This window comes from Hymenobacter sediminis (assembly GCF_003231285.1).
GTDB classification, from domain to species: Bacteria; Bacteroidota; Bacteroidia; order Cytophagales; family Hymenobacteraceae; genus Hymenobacter; species Hymenobacter sediminis.
Genome location: NZ_QKNS01000002.1, coordinates 411078 through 427806 on the forward strand (window position 1 = coordinate 411078; position 16729 = coordinate 427806).

Here is a 16729-nt window from a genome sequence, read left to right on the forward strand (position 1 = left end):
TAGCACCTGTTTGAAGCTGCTCTTTACCATCTCTCCCTTTAACACCCTGTTTCGCGTCTTATGAAAAAGACTTTCCGCCTTACTACCCTTGCCCTGGTATCGGCAACTGCCCTGAGCGCTAGCCTCAGCAGCTGCGGCGACACCAGTAAAACGTCCGAAACCGCAACCACTACCGAGCCCGGTGCTACCACTGTAGACTCCACGGCGATGTTGTCGGACTCGGCGCGTATGGGCAAAAAGGAAGGCGTACTGGTAGATAACGTGCCCATGACGCCCGACAAAAACATCGTGCAGAATGCGGTGCTAGCCCCCAGCGTTACTACCCTGGTAAAAGCCGTGAAGGCTGCTGGTCTTGATGAAACTCTGAGCGGTGCCGGCCCTTACACCGTATTTGCCCCCACCAACGCGGCCTTCGATAAGCTGCCCAATGGCGCGCTGGCTGGCCTCATGAAGCCCGAAAGCAAAGAAAAACTGAAAGGCGTGCTCACCTACCACGTCATTCAGGGCCGCCTGCTGGCGCAAGATCTGCGCGACGGTCAGGAGCTAACCACTGTTAATGGCGAGAAAATCAAGATTTCGGTGCAGAACGGCAAGGTGATGGTCAGCAACGGCAAAGATGCGCCCGTCAACATCCAGACACCCGACGTCATTTCCAGCAATGGAGTCACCCACCTCATCGAGGGTGTGCTGCTTCCCCCGCCGCCCGCCAGCTAAGCAATTTTAAACTTCCTGATTGGTTAAAAAGGCCCGGTTGTTTCAGCCGGGCTTTTTTGCATTTTACGGGTTGCAGGTGGGTAGGGCAAGGGGAAGGAGGAGGCAATACAATATCTGTCGTCCTGAGCAGGAGCGAAGGACCTCTACAGAAGGCAACTGTTGATTACCAGCGGTAGAGGTCCTTTGCGCTGCTCAGGATGACAAGTACTTTTCTCATCACTACCCTCGTTCCTTCACCCACTCGTTCCCTCATTCACTCCCTATAATCCTGCGCCTTCAGTTACGCGCTCGGCGAAACCAGCCCAATCGTTTTGCTCACCTTTGGCCACGCTGGTAGAGAGGTGGTCGTGGATGATGTTGGCAAAGGGCATGGGCACCACTCGGGCGCGCGACTCGTCCAGAATCAGGCGTAGGTCCTTACGGATGATGGCGGGTGGCGCGCCTACGGGCTGGTAGTGGCGCTCGGCAATCAGCTTGCCGTAGCTTTTGTAGATGGGCGTGTTGAAGAGGGTAGAAGTAAAGAACTCATACACCTGTTGCCGCTCCAAGCCGCTTTTCTGGGCCAGCGTGAAGGCCTCGGCCATAGCCTCAATGGCGGCCCCCAGCATAAAGTTGCCGCAGAGTTTCACGATGCTGGCTGCCCCTACATCATCGCCGAAATCATGGACGCCCTGGCCCAAGTGCTCCAGCACGGGTTTCAGTTTTTCGCGGGCGCTAGCTTCGCCGGCTACGGCCAGCCACAGCTTGCCGGCAGCTGCTACATCAGGCTTCCCGAATACGGGGGCCGTCACCAGCGAGCTGCCGTGGCGGGTGTGTTCTTCGGCTAGGCGGCGGTTGGTATCGGGAGCTACGGTACTGCACGAGGCATGTACCGCGCCCTGCGGCAAGGCCGACAAAATACCCTCGGGACCCAGGCAGATTTCCTGCAGCGCGGCATCGTCGGTAACCATGGTAAACACGAATTCCGCGTCTTTCACGGCTTCGGCAGGGGTAGTGGCTACAGTAGCACCAAGCTGGCGCAGCGGCTCGGCTTTGCTGGCGGTGCGGTTATACACGGTAAGGCGGTGGCCGGCTTTCAGCAGATTGGTAGCCATGGCCAGGCCCATGCTACCCAGGCCCAGGAAGGCAATGGTATGTGACATCGAGTGGTAAGGGGGTGAATTGGTAAGCTAGGAAGTTGTCGTTGAAAGCAGCTTTCTGCTTACGACGCTACCCCCGTTCAAGCGGCAAGCCTTACAGGTTGTTTGAAATTCAACGTTGAAAGTGGCTAAAGAGGCACATACTTGCGCCTTGCCGCTTGGTACTCTCCAGCCAAACAGCAAGAGCTCCAAGCTCAGCATTTCACTGCTTCACTACCTACTTACGGTTGTCGTCGCCTTCCAGCATGCTCACGTAGCTATCGTAGCGGGGGAGGGCAATTTTACCTTTGTCTACGGCCTCGCGCACGGCGCAACCGGGCTCGTGCAGGTGTTGGCAGTTGTGGTAGCGGCACTGGTTGAGCAGGGCGCGCATTTCGGGAAAGTAGTGGGCCAGCTCACCGGCCTTCATATCCACCAACCCCAATTCCTTAATCCCGGGCGTATCAATCAAATAAGTGCCGGGGCGCACCTCCAGCATCTCGGCGAAGGTAGTAGTGTGCACACCTTTGTCGGAAAACTCGCTGATTTCAGCTGTTTTTAGATCCAGGTCGGGCACCAGTACGTTGATGAGGGTGCTCTTGCCTACCCCCGAGTGGCCCGAGAGCAGAGATACTTTGCCGTCGAGCAGGGCATCAATGGCCGCTACTCCTTCGCCGGTATGCGCCGAGCAGCGTAGGCCGGGGTAGCCCACCCGCTGGTACATCTTCAGAATTTGTTCTTGGTAATCGGCCAGGTCCTCATCGTAGAGGTCGGTTTTGTTGAAAAGCAGCGTGACCGGAATGCTGTACGCTTCGGCCGTCACCAAAAACCGGTCGATGAAGCCGAAAGAGGTAGCCGGCGAGGCCAGCGTTACAACCAGCAGCGCTTGGTCGAGGTTGGCAGCCACGATGTGGGCGTGCTCGGCCTTGTGTACCGAGCGGCGGATAATGTAGTTTCGGCGTGGCTCAATATGATGAATAACGCCCGCGCCTTCCGTCTGTTCCTCTACCGTAAACTCCACTTGGTCGCCTACGGCTAATGGGTTGCTCACCTTCAGGCCTTTGTGCTTGAACTTGCCCCGCAGGCGGCAGCGGTGCAGCTGGCCCGTCGCCGTTTCGCGCACGACGTACCACGAGCCCGTAGATTTAACGATGATTCCGGTCATGCGAGCGGGGAAATGGAGAACTAGTGAAATAGTGGTTGGGCAGTAAAATGGGGAGGTGGTGATATGGTGAGTCTACGGTTCAGACCGCGCAGTTATAGGCAGCCGGAACGCAAACGCTCTATTCACTAGCTCACCACGTTACCATCAAGCCAGCTCATGATTTTGCCGGTGGCGCCGCTGTGGTCGTGTACGTAGTCCAGACTGAGGTCCTGTACTGTCAGGCGAGCTTCCTCGCGGTGGAAAAGGGGCCCAAAGGCGGTCAGCAGCTCATCGGCCGAGGAAATCGGGAAAGCGCAACCCAGCTCCACCAAGTCCTGGGCTTCCTGAAACTTGTAATAGGTTGGCCCGAAGAACAGGGGTAGGCCGAACGCGGCTGCTTCCAGCGTGTTGTGCAGCCCCTTGCCAAACGCCCCGCCAATGTAAGCGTAGTGCCCAAAGCGGTAGAGCTGGCTGAGCAAGCCCACATTGTCCATGAGCAGCACGCGGCTGTCGGCAATGGTAGCCGCCTCGGCGCGGGAGTAGCGCACCACCCGGCCGGGCAGGGCCTCTTCTACCAGGCGCAGGTTGTGCTCATTGATTTCGTGCGGGGCCACAATGAAGCGGAGCTGATCGGCGTACTGTTGCAGTAGGGGGGTAAGGGCCGGCATGTCCTCGGGCCAGCTGCTACCCACAATAAACACCGGGCACCAGTCGTCGGTAAAGGCATCTACGAGGGGTAGGGCGCGGGGTGGGGCCGAGGCCGTGCGTACTACGGTATCAAACCGGGTGTCGCCTGCCACGCTAACGCGGGTTATGCCCGCTTGGCGCAGCAAGTCGGCGGAGGTTTGATTCTGGGTGAAGATGTGGGTGAACCTGCTCAGAATACGCCGGAAAAAACCGCCCCAGGGCTGAAAAAACGACTGTTCGGGTCGGAAAATAGCCGACACGCAGATAGTAGGCACGCGGCGGCGCTGCAGCTCCGTAAGAAAGTGATACCAGAACTCGTACTTCACAAATACGGCCAACTCCGGGCGCACGGCATCCAGGAAGGTGCGGGCGTTTTCGGCCGTATCGAGGGGTAGGTAGAACACGTAGGCAGCACCGGGCCAGTTTTTGCGCACCTCGTAGCCGGAGGGCGAAAAAAACGTCAGCACAATTTTGTGGCCGGGGTGGCGGGCGGTGTACGCCTCTATCAGGGGGCGGCCCTGCTCAAACTCGCCCAGGGAAGCACAGTGAAACCAGGCTAGGGGCGCGGTTTCGTTGCGCAGAGTTTCCTGAATGTGAGCCAGCAGCCCGCGCCGCCCCTCCACCCACTGCGCTGCCTTGGGCACGAAGGGTGCCACCAGCCGCAGCAGCAGCGCGTAAAGGGGTAGGGCTATGGAATATAGAAAAAGCAACGTGTGTAGTCAGATGTCAGGTGAAGCGGCCCGCAAGTGACGGGCCAGCGCGTGGCTTCTGTGCGCCATGGCTGAAAGAAGCCACTCCCATGAAAAAAGCTCAATAGGAGCAAGTAGCAATACGAACAGCTTGCTCTGGGAGAAGCTTCGTGCAAAAGTACATGGTTCCGGTTCTGCCGCCGCACTGGCGCAAAAAAAGCCCCGACCAGCGGGCCGGGGCTTCAGATGTTAAGTAAGCACTACGCTTAGTGAGCAGCGTGCTTGCCGAGGTAGTTAGCCACGCCTTCGCGGGTAGCCGACATAGCCTCTTTGCCTTCTTCCCAGTTAGCAGGGCATACTTCGCCTTTCTCCTCGAAGTATTGCAGGGCATCCACCATGCGCATAGCTTCGTCGATGCTGCGACCCAGCGGACCGTCGTTTACTACCTGGTGACGAACGATGCCGTCTTTGTCAATCAGGAACAGGCCACGGTAAGCCAGGGGCGAGCCAACAAAGGTCATTTCGCCAGCCTCGTTGTAGTCGTAGTGACCGCCCAGCACGTCGTAATTAGCCGCAATGGTTTTGGTAGCGTCAGCCACCAGCGGGTAGGTTACTCCCTCGATGCCGCCGTTGTCGCGCGGGGTCTGCAGCCAAGCAAAGTGCGAGAAGTGCGTGTCGGTCGAGCAGCCTACAATGGCCACGCCTTTCGCCTCGAAATCAGCCAGACGCTCTTGGAAGGCAATGATTTCGGTGGGGCACACGAACGTGAAGTCGGCGGGGTAGAAGTAGAAGATAACGTGCTTCTTGCCCAGGTACCGGTCGAGAGAGAAATCCTCCTCGAATTCGCCATCAATAACGGCGGTAGCTTTAAAAGAAGGAGCGCGCTTACCTACGAGAACTGCCATGAGTTTGGTAATGAAGTGAAAGGGGTAAAGGGAAAATCAGGTGGAATGTGAGAAAGGCAGTGAGAGGGTAAGAAAGCGGATAACAAGCCGCATTACCAGTCATCTGTTACTTCATCACCTTGTTGCCTGTAATGTGCAGGGAAAAGGAGTGGGGCTGGAAGTTTTGCAGCCCTTTCGCCGCGAAAAAGTCGCGGATGAGCGCATCCAGCTGCGGGTCGCAGTAGTCAATGATTTCCTGCGTATTGGTGCAGAATAGGTGGTGATGTTCCGTGCAATCGGCATCGTAGCGCCGGGAAGTGCCCTCAGCCGCGGCCACGCGCCGGGTCAGGCCAGCAGCCACAAACGAATCGAGAGCCTTATACACCGTACCCAATGAAATAGTAGGCTCCAGGCTGATAACCTGGCGATGCACTTGCTCGGCCGTCGGGTGGCCCGGTAGCGTGAGCAGGCTTTCCAGAATCACGAGGCGCTGGCGCGTAGCCCGTAGGCCGGCCTGGGCCAGCCGGGTGCGCAGGTGTCCCGTATCGGGCGGGGTAGGAGAAAATGGATCAGTAGAAAGAGCCACTAGACAAGAATAATTCTCCGCAAAGATACAGCTATAAGAGGCAGAAGGGCAAAATTGTTTCGTTTAGGCTGGTTTTCTGCTCTGAACCGACCTTATAAGTGCCTGCTGCTTTGCCCTGAAACGCCCGCTAGGCCGATTGCCGCAGCTTCTGTTTCAGCGGCTTTGGTACGCGTTGCGGGGTAGGGACCATAGCCAGGCCGGGCCGTCGGTGGGGTCTGCTACCTGCTGCTGGAAAACAAACCCGGCCTTCTGCAGAATGTGGGTTGACCAGTTGGGCTGGGGTAGGGTATAGGCCAGTACCTGGCGTACTTCCGGCTGAGCAAAGGCGTGGGCCAGCATCCCCTGCACAGCTTCAGTGGCGTAGCCCTGCTGCCGAAAAGCTGGGGCAATGCTGTAACCAATTTCTACCGAACCTTCTGCCGAAGGAGCGCCTTTGAATCCGCCTACCCCCAGCAGCGTCTTGTGGGTGCGGTGCACGAAAAAATACAGCCACCACGCGGCTGCCTCGGGGTGCTCGCGCAGGAAACGCTCGGCCTGCGGCAGAATGTCCCACACCTCGTCGTGCCGCAGCCAGTCTGGTTCTGGCCGCACGTTCAGCAACCCAGCCAGCTCCGCCAGATCGTGGCGTAGCAGGGCCGCAAAGTGCGCCGGAGAACAGGGTAGCAGCCGGAGGCGAGGAGTTTCAATCATGAAAACCAGCGGGCCGCTTACTTGATAAACTCGTTTTCGCCGCCCCGACACACAAACTGAAACGTTTGACGGGTGCGCTGCTCCAGCAGTAATTCTCTACCCTCCGTAAGCCGCCGAATGCTGGCCGCATCGTAATTCTTGATAGTATAGAGCTCCAGGCCCGTGTTGTAGTGAATGGTGAACTGCTCGCGCAACGCGGCTAACAGCTTCTCCAGTCGGTAAGCCGAGAAGTCGGTGCAGACCGAGAAACTGATGGCCGAGTTCTGCATCAGGTTGATCTTGAGCCGAACCTGAGCCAAGGCGCCAAAAATCACCTCCAGGTTTTCTTCTGATATAAAGGTGAGGTCCTTGGATTCAAAGGAAATCAGGCACTGACTGGTTTTCCGGATGAAAGCTGGAGCCAGCAACCCGTGGCGGCAATCGTGGATGCGCGTACCCTCGGCCGTGGGGTCCAGAAACGATTTTACCAAGAGCGGAATGCCGCGCACGGCCAGGGGCTTAATAGTTTTGGGGTGAATGACCGAAGCCCCGTAGTACGCCATTTCAATGGTTTCCTGGTAGCTGATTTCGGGGTAGCGCACCGTGTCAGCAAAAATTTTGGGGTCGGCGTTGAGCAAGCCGGCCACATCCTTCCAAATCGTCACCGATTCGGCCCCCAGGCAGTAGGCCAGAATGGCGGCGGTATAGTCGGAGCCTTCCCGGCCCAGGGTGGTGGTCTGACCGCTGGCCGTGCCGCCCAGGAAACCCTGCGTAACCACGGGGCCTTGCTGCAACTGAGGGGGTAGGGCAGCCCGTAGGTTTCGCTCCGTGGTGGGCCAATCTACCCGGCCTTCGCGCCAGGTGTGGTCAGTACGGATAAGGGGGCGGCAGTCGAGCCACTGTGCCTGCAGCGCGCGGGCCACTATCAGGGTAGCCAACAACTCGCCAAAGCTCACTACCTGGTCATACTGCTTGTCGAACTCGCCGGGCGAAAGGGTAGCCAACCGATCTTGAAGCTGTTCCAGCAGCCCGGCCAGGGTAGGCGTGGGGGTAGAAGTGGAATCATCGGCGACGCCCAATTCCTGCGCTACGCCCAGGTGAAATTCTCGGAGCCTATTCAGCGGTGCGGTGTAATCTTGGCCGGCGTGGGCCAGTTGGAAGAGCTCCTCCAGGGCATTGGTGGTCTTGCCCATGGCCGATACCACAATTAGCAGCGGGCTGCTACCCCCGTGCGTGCGCACAATGTGGGCGAGGTTGCGAATGGCCGCGGCGTCCTTGACCGAAGCGCCGCCGAACTTATAAACGCGGAGTTGATGCGATGCGTGCATGGCCCAAAGGTAGGACGAAGCATTGCTTTGCCCGCAGCCCCCGAATCGAGTAGACTACCTGCATCACGCCGCCAGCGAAATTTCGCTCGGCTACTTAAGCAAATTGGTTAATTTTGGTCTTTCCCACCCGCACCTTATTTCCTTACCCATGACAAACCACGACAAGCTGGCCCTGCCCGTTGGCACCACCCTGGACCGCTTCATCATGCGCAAGCAGGAGGATTTTCCCTACGCCACCGGCGAACTAAGCCAATTGCTGCGCGACATTGCCTTGGCCGCCAAAATCGTAAACCGCGAAATCAACCGCTCCGGCCTCATTGATATTGCCGGGGCCTACGGCAACCGCAACGTGCAGGGCGAGGATCAGCAAAAGCTTGATGTCATTGCCAACATTCGCTTTATCCGGGCCCTGCGCAATGGGGGCGAGGTATGCACCATCATTTCGGAAGAAGACGATGAAATGATTCAGACCGGCAACGCGCAGGGTAAGTACGTGGTAGCTATTGACCCCCTGGACGGCTCCTCGAACATCGACGTGAATGTGTCCATCGGGACCATCTTCAGCATTTACCGGCGCGTATCACCATCCGGTACGGAGGGCACCCGCCAGGATTGCCTCCAGACCGGTACCCACCAGGTAGCGGCCGGTTACGTGATTTATGGCTCCAGCACCATGCTGGTGTATACCACCGGCAACGGCGTGAATGGCTTCACCTACGAGCCTTCCCTGGGTGAGTTTTTCCTCTCGCATCCTAACATTCAAACTCCCAAATCAGGCGCCATCTATTCCATTAATGAGGGCGTGTCTGAATCTTTCTCTGAAGGAATGAAAGGCTTTGTGGCCTACTGCAAAGACCAGAACTACTCGGCTCGCTACATTGGGTCTTTGGTGGCTGATTTTCACCGTAATCTGCTTAAGGGTGGCATCTATATGTACCCTACCTCTCGCAAAGCCCCGAACGGCAAGCTGCGCCTTATGTATGAGTGCAACCCGTTGGCTTTCATCGTGGAGCAAGCAGGAGGAAAGTCTAGCAACGGCCGCCGCCGTACCCTGGAAATTGAGCCCCACGACCTGCACGAGCGGTGCCCGCTGTTTATCGGCTCATCCGATATGGTGGACAAAGTTGAGGAGTTCTTGGCCCCTGAGTTTGCCGCCGACGCTGTGCTGAAAGTTTAGTTTGCATAGGTGATATAAAAAGAAAGCCGCCCGGCATACCGGGCGGCTTTCTTTGTGTTAATAAGGGTAGTAACAGGTGCTACTCAGCCTTTTTCTTGGTAGCTTTTTTGGCCGTCTTAGCCTCAGTAGCGGCTTCGGGGCTGCCAGCTGCATTCGTTTCCTCTGCCGCCGGAATGATGCCAGCTGTGCTCAGAGCCTCATCAGCGGTAGCCTCGTCCTGCTTAGCTGCTTTTTTCTTGCCTGCCTTGGGCTGTTCGGCTGCTTCCTCCGTGGCAGGAGCCTCATCTTCGGCTGGAGCCTGGTACTCCAGGTGCTTACTCACGGTATTGTACCACTGCACCAGTTTCTTAATATCCGACATGTATACCCGGTCCCGGTCATAATCGGGCATGATGTCAGCCATGAAGCTGGTCAGGTCCCGGTCGTCCGACTTGTGGGTCAGGCTTAGCTCGGCACCATGCTTCTGGTGAATACGGTCAAATACTTCCGTCAGGGGCACCGTCTGGTCGTAATCCTGGGTGTAGATGGAAATTTCGTGGAGCAACGACACCTTGTTGCGGGCCGAAGCCACGGAGCGGGTGCCTTTGCCATCGAGGGCTTCAATAATAACGCCGGCGCGGGTGGGTTTCAGCAGGCGGTACAGACCGGGCATTCCGCTGATAGCGGCAACTTCCTTCAGGTCGTAGGGCATAAGAAAAAGCAATTGTTGAAAGTGCGAAGTTACTCAGTTGCGGCGGCCTGGCCGGGCGCGGGTAGCTTAAAAGTGATGGGCAGGCTTGTCAGAATGGCGTAATCAGGCTTGTTGAACTTGAGCAGGCGTACCACGCGCAAGGCCTCCTCGCCACAGCCGCCACCAATTTGCTTTACCAGCTTAATGCCCGACATGGTGCCATCAGTGTTCAGGGTGAAGCTCACAATGCACTGGCCCTGAATGCGGTTGCGCTTGGCCAAAATGGGATACTTCAGTTCCTTTTCGATGAAGGCGTACATTGCCTCCTGGCCGCCCTCGTAGTACTCCGCTACCGGAATGGCCTTGGGGCCGCGGGCGGGGGTAGGCTGGGCAGTTGCCTCAGCCGCCGGGGCCGGCCCGTCGGTTTTAACTTTTACTTTGGTGGTTTGGGCCATAGCCGCCGTGGAGCAAGCCAGCAGCCCGATACCCAGCAGAACGGGTAATTTTTTCATGAGAGGTAAGCAAGGAAAAGACGATAAAAACAACAGCTGGAAAGCCGGGCCGCCAAAGGCAATTACGGGGCCAATTTACATATTATCGGCCTCTTGCGCGAGTTGCTGATTTACCTCTTCAATGAACTGCAGAATATCCTCCCGACCGGTTTTATCTTCCGCCGAGGTAATAAAATGCCGAGGCACCTCATCCCAGCTTTGCTCCATTTTCTGGAGGTAGTCGGTTACGTTTTGCTGGGTGCGCGAGCCAGATTGCTTATCGGCTTTTGTAAACACCATTACAAACGGCACGCCTTCTGAACCCAACTGCTCCATAAATTCCAGGTCTACGGCCTGGGGTTCGTGCCGCGAATCAATTAGCACAAATACGCAAGCCAAGTTTTCTCGCTTGCGTAGATAATAATTAATCATGCGTCCCCATTTCACCCGCGACTCCTTACTAACGCGGGCATAGCCGTAGCCGGGCAAGTCAACGAGGTACCACTTATTATTAATAAGGAAATGGTTGATTAATTGGGTTTTGCCGGGAAGAGAGGAGGTTTTGGCTAATCCTTTCTGCCCGGTAAGCATATTAATCAGCGACGATTTTCCTACGTTGGACCGGCCAATAAAGGCGTATTCCGGCAGCGTAGGGGGCGGACAATCCTCCACGCGGGAGTTGCTCATCAGAAATTTTGCTTCCTGGATATTCATAAGCCAAGCGTAAACTGTGAGGCAAAGGTAGATATTCAGCAGCTACCGGGTAGATTCATAATTTTTTTGGGAAAAACCTTGTAGTTTAAGAAGCCGGACTATATTTGTGCGGTCAGTAATGGCTATAGTGAACAGTTGGAATAGAAATATTCCACTTCTTTTTTTTTGATTACCACTTATACCATAAAATTGGATGCGGCTAAGGTCGTATTATAGAATTTCTATCTTTGCCCGCCTATTGCCTGAATTTAGGGCAGTATTTAGAGGTGAAAAGGCGAGCACAAGGCCCGGAAAATCGCGCCTGTCTCATACTTTCGCCGGCCCTGCCTCAACCCTGACGCAGGTTTTCAGTATAAGAGGCAACTCTTGAAAAAGTGCCTGCACAGCCGGTGTACCGCATTTCTCAACTCCTCCCTTGCAACTCCTTATTTCCCTAACCCCTCCAACAATGGACAACTTAGTCAGAAGGTTATTGAAAGCCTCGTGCGCCTTCGCGCTTACGGCTGCTATGGCCCAGCCTGCCCTGGCTCAAAGCACACGCAAGCAACTGAAGACTGCTAATAAGTTTTTCTCCCAAGAAAACTACCGGGCCTCCATTCCTTACTACGAGCAAGTGTTGGCCAAGGAGCCAAATAATGCGCAGGCATTGTTCCGGGCGGGTATTGCTTACATGTCTTTCGATAAGGAGAAGGCCAGCGACTATATCTATAAAGCGCAGCGCCTAAAAAAGAACGTATCGAAGGACGTAGAGTACTGGTTGGGTCGGGTTGACCACCTGAACTATAACTTTGACGAGGCCATTACACACTTCCAGGCCTACAATGCTACTCTGAAAAGCAAAGACACCCGTAAAAAGGAACTGGCTCAGCTGATTCAGCACAGCAAAAACGCCAAAGTGCAGTTCAACAGCCCCAAGGACATCTTCGTGAAGAACTTGGGCCCCACCATCAACAGCCAATACTCGGAGCACAGCCCCGTTATTTCCAGTGATGACAAGCTGTTGCTTTTCACTTCGCGTGGTGAGAACGTAACTGGCGCCGGTAATGCAGATGGCAAAAAAGGCGGCAACCTGGCTTCCGACGGTGAGTACTTCGAGGATATCTTCGAAGCCAAGCGCATTGACGAAGACGAATGGGAAAAGCCCCGTTCGTTGAGCGGCGTGCTGAACGGCAAAGGCCACGATGCTTCCATTCAGGTGTTCGACAACGACACCAAAATGCTGATGTACCGCCAGGACGAAAACGGCGACTTCTTCTACACGGAGAAGTCGGGTGGCGACTGGACGGCTCCGAAAAAACTCAATGGCAACATCAACTCGAAGGCTTATGAAGGAGATGCCTACATTACGCCAGATGGCTTAACCATTTACTTCTCTACGGCCAAGTATTCCGAGGAAGGTACCCTCGATATTTACTACTCTACCCGCCAGCCCGGCGGCGACTGGGGACCGGCCAAAAGCATAGGCAACGCTGTTAACACTACCTACGACGACGACAGCCCGTACTTGAGCAAGGACGGCAAAACGCTGTACTTCTCGTCGCGTGGCCACAATACCATGGGTGGTTACGACATTTTCAAGTCGGAGTGGGACTCGGTGGGCAACAAGTGGGGCCGCCCTGAGAACATGGGCTACCCCATCAACACGCCCGATGATGACTCTTACTACCGCTTGAGCCCAGATGGTAGCTATGCCTACCTGTCATCGTACCGCATTGGCGGCTACGGTGAGAAGGACATCTACACCATCAACTACATCAAGAACGCTGTTATCCGGGGCCGGGTGCTTTCCCAAAAGGATAGCACCGTAATTCCGGGGGTAGAGTTGGTGTTCAGTGGCACCCAGGCCGATAAAACGGCCCTGAGTTACCGCGACGTAACCAAGCCCGTAACCGGCGACTACCAAGTGAACGTGCTGTCGGGCCGTACCTACCAGGTAGCCGTGTCGAAAGACGGCAAGAACATCGAAACGCAAGAGTTTGCCGTTCCGATTTCTACCAACGACTCGACCGTTATTGAGAAAGATTTCTACGTTCCTTACGTAGATACCTTGTCCTCGCAGTACGCTCAGTTCAAGAAAATCTACTTCGACACGGATAAGTACAAGCTGCGTCCGGAGTCGATTACGGAACTGAACAACATCAGTCGGATTCTGAAGGCTAACCCTGGTGTAAACATTTCCATCGAGGGCCACTGCGACTCGCGCAACACCGACGAGTACAACATGGTACTGGGTCAGAACCGTTCGGACGCGGCCTACAACTACCTGAAGAAGTCGGGTGTTTCGGAAACGCGCATGGTGACGGTAAGCTATGGTGAGCGTCGTCCGGCTGCTGCTAATGATTCGCCGGAAAACATGCAGCTGAACCGCCGCGTGGAGTTCCGCGTGATTGTTAAAGAAGGTGAAGCAGCTCCGCAGCTGACGAACCCATCGGCAGGTGGCACTACCGGGTCTTCTACCAGCTCTTCGGCTGCTCCGGCTACCCGCACTACTACCCCTCTGCAGCCTGGCAAGAGCAAGGCTAAGCTGCCCGATGGCACCAAGGTGAAAACCAAGGTGGATGAGGACAGCGACAAGGTGAAAGTAAAAACCAAAGGCGCTAACGACGAGAAGAGCAAGACCATCACCAAGGATGGTACCATCGACTCGAAGGCTAAGGAGGCTGATGGTTCGAAAACCAAAGTGAAGACGGACAACGACTAATCACTTGTCTGCTACTAAGAAAACGGGTCGGGCTGGTAGTCCGACCCGTTTTTTTTCAACATAATGCAGGCAGGCCCGTTCTATTTGGGCAATTTCGCCCCTGTTTCCTCGTTCTTCGCCCTGAGAAGTATGTCCGTAGTACCCTATAAAGATGACGCCGCCGGCAAAAAGTCGCAGGTGGCCCAGATGTTCAACAGCATTGCCGGTAAGTATGACTTCCTGAACCACTTTCTGAGTGTGGGCACGGATATCTACTGGCGCCGCCAAGCTGTGAATGAGCTTAAGCAACTGCGTCCGGCCCGTATTCTGGACATTGCTACCGGCACCGCCGACTTCGCTATTGAAACGTTGCGGGCTGCTACCCCAGATGCTCAGATTACAGGCGTGGACATTTCGGAGGGCATGCTGGAGGTAGGGCGCCGCAAGTTGGAGCAGAAGGGTCTCAGCCACCGCATCCGGCTGGAGCTGGGCGACTCAGAAAACCTGCCGTTTCCGGATGACCACTTCGATGCTGTGACGGCTTCTTTCGGGGTGCGCAATTTCGAGAACCTGGAAAAAGGGTTGGCCGAAATGCGCCGGGTGCTACGGCCAGGCGGTAAAATGGTGGTGCTGGAGTTTTCCAAACCCACTGCTTTTCCCATGAAGCAGGCCTACAATTTCTACTTCAAGAATATTCTGCCGGTGTTTGGCAAGATGATTTCCAAGGACCGCGCCGCTTACACCTACCTGCCCGAATCGGTGCAGGCCTTTCCGGATGGACAGGATTTCCTGGCCATTCTGCGTAAAATCGGCTTTAACTCTCCTGCATGGCAACCCCTCACGTTCGGTATCAGCTCCATCTACACGGCTCAAAAGTAGCCCGCCTAGCCTTGCTGGCGTTGGCCATTGGGGCACTGCCCTTCAGCGCCCAGGCCCAGCGCAAGAGCCGGACCAGCGCCAGCCGCGGCCGCAACGGACAAGTAAAATCAGTAACGGTAGATAACCTGCCGGGCTATGATAGCCGCTGGCTGCACCTGGGCATGTTTGTGGCCCCTAACTTCTCGCGCTACAAGATTGAGCAGGCCGAAGGCTACCCTAACCAGGGTGTTTCCGCTAACTCCGTTATTAGTCCGGGCTTTTCCGTCGGCTTTCTGAGCGACGTCCGGATTGGCGACTACGGGGCTTTGAACTTCGCGCCTGGGGTAAGCTTCCTGACCCGCCGGATTGAGTTTAAGCCCTATGGCTACTCGCCACAAACCAGCAACGACCCGCAGGAAATCGAGGATCAGGAAATTGGCAGCACCCAGATTGATTTGCCGATTATGTTCAAGCTGAAATCGGAGCGGCGACGTAACTCACGGGTGTACATTATTGGGGGCGTGCGGCCCAGCTTCAACATCGGCAACCGCCGCAAGGACCCCGAGGTAAATCTGCTGCAGGCCCAGACGAGCGACATCGCGCTGGAGTATGGGGTAGGGATGGACCTGTTCTATCCGTTCTTTAAATTTTCGCCCGAGCTGCGCTTTTCCCACGGCCTCAGCAACCTGCACAAGCCCGGCACCGATGTGTATAGCCGCAGCCTGCAGAGCATGAAAAGCAACACCGTGACCCTGTACCTGAACATCTGGTCGGGGCGCTAATTTTTTTCCGGAACATGACGAAAACTGCACTAATTACGGGAGCCTCTTCGGGCATTGGGCGGGCTACAGCTATTGCGCTGGGTAAGGCTGGCTTTCGGCTGGTGCTCACTGGCCGGCGCCGCGAGCGACTGGAGGAGCTGGCCCAGGAGCTAGGCGAGGTGCCTACCCATCTGCTGACCTTTGACGTGCGCGACCGGGCTGCTGTGGACGCGGCCATCCAAAGCCTACCCCCGGAGTTTCAGGAAATCGACGTGCTGATCAACAATGCCGGCAACGCCCACGGGCTGGCCCCCATTCAGGACGGCGACCCGCAGGACTGGGACGATATGATGGATGGGAACGTGAAGGGTTTGCTCTACGTGAGTCGCGCCGTGTTGCCCTCTATGACACGCCGCAACTCTGGGCACATCATCAACATAGGCTCCATTGCGGGCCACGAAACCTACGCCAACGGTAACGTGTACTGCGCCTCCAAGGCGGCTGTGGCGGCCCTGACCAAAGGCATGCGCCTAGATTTGCTACCCCACCACATTCGGGTTGCGGAGGTGAACCCTGGCGCTGTGGAAACGGAGTTTTCGCAGGTGCGCTTCAAGGGCGACACGGAACGGGCTGCTACCGTGTACAAAGGCTTCGAGCCTCTGCGGGCTGAGGATGTTGCCGACCTGATTCAGTTTATGGTTACGCGCCCAGCCCACGTCAATATTGCTGAGGTGCTAATTCTGCCTGCCGCCCAGGCTTCTGCTACTTCTATCCGCAAGGACGCATAACGCGCCAACGGCTACCCCCTGTAAGATGAAGAAGGCCTCCCCTTAAGGGCGGCCTTCTTCTATTTAGAGACTGTTAGCTCGGCTTCATTAAGCTGGGCCAGGGCTGTAGCATTTAGTGCATGCTTGCCTTCAAAGCGGATAAGCCTTGGTTCTATCTGCATTTCCTGAAAAAAGCGCAGCTGCTTTTGCAAAGCCTCCTCCGAAACAAATTCATCCTCGGTACCGCACACCAAGGTAACCGGCAACCCTTGTAACAAGTGGGCCGCTTTCGTGAAATCCATGTCGGGCGGGAAAGCGCCAGCCCACAACACCAGATGTACGGGCCGGAACGGGGCTTGCGCCAGCCAGCGGCTAACGGTTGCGGCGCCCTGCGAAAATCCCAGGACTGTAACTGCCACCTCCGGAGCTGCCTGGGAAAGGATGCTTTCGGAGAGCTGATTGAGGTAGGTTACGTAATCGTCAATTTCCGTCAGGCGGTCTTCGCGGGTCATCCAAGTAGCGCCTACTCGTCCGCCCGTGCCTTGCAGGTAAAAACGCGAGAGGCCCTCGGGAGCTACAATAACCAGGCTGGGGTCGGCCTCCACCAAAAAGGAAAAGTGGCGGATGAAGTACATGGCCAGCTGCCCGTAGCCGTGGGCTACTACCCACACCCGGCGCGTAGCCACGGAAAGCTCGCCCAATTGGTAGTACCGAGCCGTGCGCACGACCGGCAGATGGTGTTCTTGAGCAGCCATAAATAGTGAGGTTGTGCGTTTGACTGCGCTTGTGGTG

General features: G+C 56.2%; 17 protein-coding genes. 6 read left to right on the plus strand and 11 right to left on the minus strand.

Going from position 1 to position 16729, the window contains the following annotated elements; genetic code table 11:
- Positions 1 to 60: 60 nt before the first annotated feature.
- The gene (locus DNI29_RS08310) at positions 61 to 714 is read left to right on the plus strand and encodes a fasciclin domain-containing protein (RefSeq protein ID WP_110977621.1); all 654 of its coding nucleotides are present in this window, start codon (positions 61 to 63) and stop codon (positions 712 to 714) included.
- 260 nt (positions 715 to 974) lie between these two features.
- Here DNI29_RS08310 and DNI29_RS08315 read toward each other — a convergent pair whose 3' ends face one another.
- From DNI29_RS08315 to DNI29_RS08345, 7 genes are all read right to left on the minus strand, one after another.
- A complete protein-coding gene (locus DNI29_RS08315; RefSeq protein ID WP_110977622.1) occupies positions 975 to 1856 on the minus strand; it encodes an NAD(P)-dependent oxidoreductase in 882 nt (293 codons plus the stop codon).
- A gap of 214 nt (positions 1857 to 2070) precedes the next feature.
- Positions 2071 to 2997, minus strand: coding sequence for a ribosome small subunit-dependent GTPase A (rsgA, locus tag DNI29_RS08320; RefSeq protein ID WP_110977623.1), 927 nt, complete (start codon positions 2995 to 2997; stop codon positions 2071 to 2073).
- A 125-nt stretch (positions 2998 to 3122) separates the two neighbouring features.
- On the minus strand, positions 3123 to 4373 hold the full coding sequence (locus tag DNI29_RS08325) for a 3-deoxy-D-manno-octulosonic acid transferase (protein WP_110977624.1): 1251 nt from the start codon (positions 4371 to 4373) through the stop codon (positions 3123 to 3125).
- A gap of 245 nt (positions 4374 to 4618) precedes the next feature.
- The gene (locus tag DNI29_RS08330; protein ID WP_110977625.1) at positions 4619 to 5257 is read right to left on the minus strand and encodes a peroxiredoxin; all 639 of its coding nucleotides are present in this window, start codon (positions 5255 to 5257) and stop codon (positions 4619 to 4621) included.
- 106 nt (positions 5258 to 5363) lie between these two features.
- Positions 5364 to 5822, minus strand: coding sequence for a Fur family transcriptional regulator (locus DNI29_RS08335; RefSeq protein WP_162303554.1), 459 nt, complete (start codon positions 5820 to 5822; stop codon positions 5364 to 5366).
- 153 nt (positions 5823 to 5975) lie between these two features.
- Positions 5976 to 6512, minus strand: coding sequence for a GNAT family N-acetyltransferase (locus tag DNI29_RS08340; RefSeq protein ID WP_110977627.1), 537 nt, complete (start codon positions 6510 to 6512; stop codon positions 5976 to 5978).
- A 17-nt stretch (positions 6513 to 6529) separates the two neighbouring features.
- Complete coding sequence (locus tag DNI29_RS08345; RefSeq protein ID WP_110977628.1) at positions 6530 to 7819, minus strand: aspartate kinase; 1290 nt, start codon at positions 7817 to 7819, stop codon at positions 6530 to 6532.
- Positions 7820 to 7967: 148 nt separating this feature from the next.
- Here DNI29_RS08345 and fbp point away from each other — a divergent pair, with 148 nt between their 5' ends.
- Complete coding sequence (gene fbp / locus DNI29_RS08350; protein WP_110977629.1) at positions 7968 to 8996, plus strand: class 1 fructose-bisphosphatase; 1029 nt, start codon at positions 7968 to 7970, stop codon at positions 8994 to 8996.
- Between the two features lie 79 nt (positions 8997 to 9075).
- On the opposite strand, the gene DNI29_RS08355 is transcribed toward fbp, so the two are convergent.
- The 3 genes from DNI29_RS08355 to yihA all read right to left on the minus strand — a co-directional run bounded on the left by DNI29_RS08355 (position 9076) and on the right by yihA (position 10871).
- On the minus strand, positions 9076 to 9687 hold the full coding sequence (locus tag DNI29_RS08355; protein WP_110977630.1) for a DUF5606 family protein: 612 nt from the start codon (positions 9685 to 9687) through the stop codon (positions 9076 to 9078).
- A 29-nt stretch (positions 9688 to 9716) separates the two neighbouring features.
- The gene (locus DNI29_RS08360; RefSeq protein ID WP_110977631.1) at positions 9717 to 10178 is read right to left on the minus strand and encodes an energy transducer TonB; all 462 of its coding nucleotides are present in this window, start codon (positions 10176 to 10178) and stop codon (positions 9717 to 9719) included.
- A 75-nt stretch (positions 10179 to 10253) separates the two neighbouring features.
- Entirely contained in the window at positions 10254 to 10871 is a 618-nt protein-coding gene (gene yihA / locus DNI29_RS08365; protein WP_110977632.1) for a ribosome biogenesis GTP-binding protein YihA/YsxC, read from the minus strand.
- Positions 10872 to 11319: 448 nt separating this feature from the next.
- On the opposite strand from yihA, the gene DNI29_RS08370 reads away from it, so the two are divergent.
- The 4 genes from DNI29_RS08370 to DNI29_RS08385 all read left to right on the plus strand — a co-directional run bounded on the left by DNI29_RS08370 (position 11320) and on the right by DNI29_RS08385 (position 15958).
- The gene (locus DNI29_RS08370) at positions 11320 to 13572 is read left to right on the plus strand and encodes an OmpA family protein (RefSeq protein ID WP_238388044.1); all 2253 of its coding nucleotides are present in this window, start codon (positions 11320 to 11322) and stop codon (positions 13570 to 13572) included.
- 129 nt (positions 13573 to 13701) lie between these two features.
- Positions 13702 to 14430 (plus strand): bifunctional demethylmenaquinone methyltransferase/2-methoxy-6-polyprenyl-1,4-benzoquinol methylase UbiE, encoded by a 729-nt coding sequence (gene ubiE, locus DNI29_RS08375; protein WP_110977634.1) that lies wholly within the window; start codon positions 13702 to 13704, stop codon positions 14428 to 14430.
- On the plus strand, positions 14379 to 15191 hold the full coding sequence (gene porT, locus DNI29_RS08380) for a type IX secretion/gliding motility protein PorT/SprT (RefSeq protein WP_110977635.1): 813 nt from the start codon (positions 14379 to 14381) through the stop codon (positions 15189 to 15191). Before ubiE ends, porT begins: the two co-directional genes overlap by 52 nt.
- A 14-nt stretch (positions 15192 to 15205) precedes the next feature.
- On the plus strand, positions 15206 to 15958 hold the full coding sequence (locus tag DNI29_RS08385; RefSeq protein WP_110977636.1) for an SDR family NAD(P)-dependent oxidoreductase: 753 nt from the start codon (positions 15206 to 15208) through the stop codon (positions 15956 to 15958).
- 59 nt (positions 15959 to 16017) lie between these two features.
- Here the strand turns inward: DNI29_RS08385 and DNI29_RS08390 are convergent, their stop codons facing one another.
- Positions 16018 to 16692 carry an alpha/beta hydrolase gene (locus tag DNI29_RS08390; RefSeq protein WP_110977637.1) on the minus strand — a complete coding sequence of 225 codons (675 nt, stop codon included), beginning with the start codon at positions 16690 to 16692 and terminating at the stop codon, positions 16018 to 16020.
- Between the last annotated feature and the right edge of the window lie 37 nt (positions 16693 to 16729).

Bases quoted from the DNA above. Each gene is read 5' to 3' on its own strand.
- ubiE (WP_110977634.1), top strand. From the start codon at position 13,702: ATGTCCGTAGTACCCTATAAAGATGACGCCGCCGGCAAAAAGTCGCAG.
- DNI29_RS08310 (WP_110977621.1), top strand. From the start codon at position 61: ATGAAAAAGACTTTCCGCCTTACTACCCTTGCCCTGGTATCGGCAACT.
- DNI29_RS08360 (WP_110977631.1), bottom strand. From the start codon at position 10,178: ATGAAAAAATTACCCGTTCTGCTGGGTATCGGGCTGCTGGCTTGCTCC.
- rsgA (WP_110977623.1), bottom strand. From the start codon at position 2,997: ATGACCGGAATCATCGTTAAATCTACGGGCTCGTGGTACGTCGTGCGC.
- DNI29_RS08315 (WP_110977622.1), bottom strand. From the start codon at position 1,856: ATGTCACATACCATTGCCTTCCTGGGCCTGGGTAGCATGGGCCTGGCC.
- yihA (WP_110977632.1), bottom strand. From the start codon at position 10,871: ATGAATATCCAGGAAGCAAAATTTCTGATGAGCAACTCCCGCGTGGAG.
- fbp (WP_110977629.1), top strand. From the start codon at position 7,968: ATGACAAACCACGACAAGCTGGCCCTGCCCGTTGGCACCACCCTGGAC.
- DNI29_RS08345 (WP_110977628.1), bottom strand. From the start codon at position 7,819: ATGCACGCATCGCATCAACTCCGCGTTTATAAGTTCGGCGGCGCTTCG.
- DNI29_RS08340 (WP_110977627.1), bottom strand. From the start codon at position 6,512: ATGATTGAAACTCCTCGCCTCCGGCTGCTACCCTGTTCTCCGGCGCAC.
- DNI29_RS08330 (WP_110977625.1), bottom strand. From the start codon at position 5,257: ATGGCAGTTCTCGTAGGTAAGCGCGCTCCTTCTTTTAAAGCTACCGCC.
- DNI29_RS08370 (WP_238388044.1), top strand. From the start codon at position 11,320: ATGGACAACTTAGTCAGAAGGTTATTGAAAGCCTCGTGCGCCTTCGCG.
- porT (WP_110977635.1), top strand. From the start codon at position 14,379: ATGGCAACCCCTCACGTTCGGTATCAGCTCCATCTACACGGCTCAAAA.
- DNI29_RS08355 (WP_110977630.1), bottom strand. From the start codon at position 9,687: ATGCCCTACGACCTGAAGGAAGTTGCCGCTATCAGCGGAATGCCCGGT.
- DNI29_RS08385 (WP_110977636.1), top strand. From the start codon at position 15,206: ATGACGAAAACTGCACTAATTACGGGAGCCTCTTCGGGCATTGGGCGG.
- DNI29_RS08390 (WP_110977637.1), bottom strand. From the start codon at position 16,692: ATGGCTGCTCAAGAACACCATCTGCCGGTCGTGCGCACGGCTCGGTAC.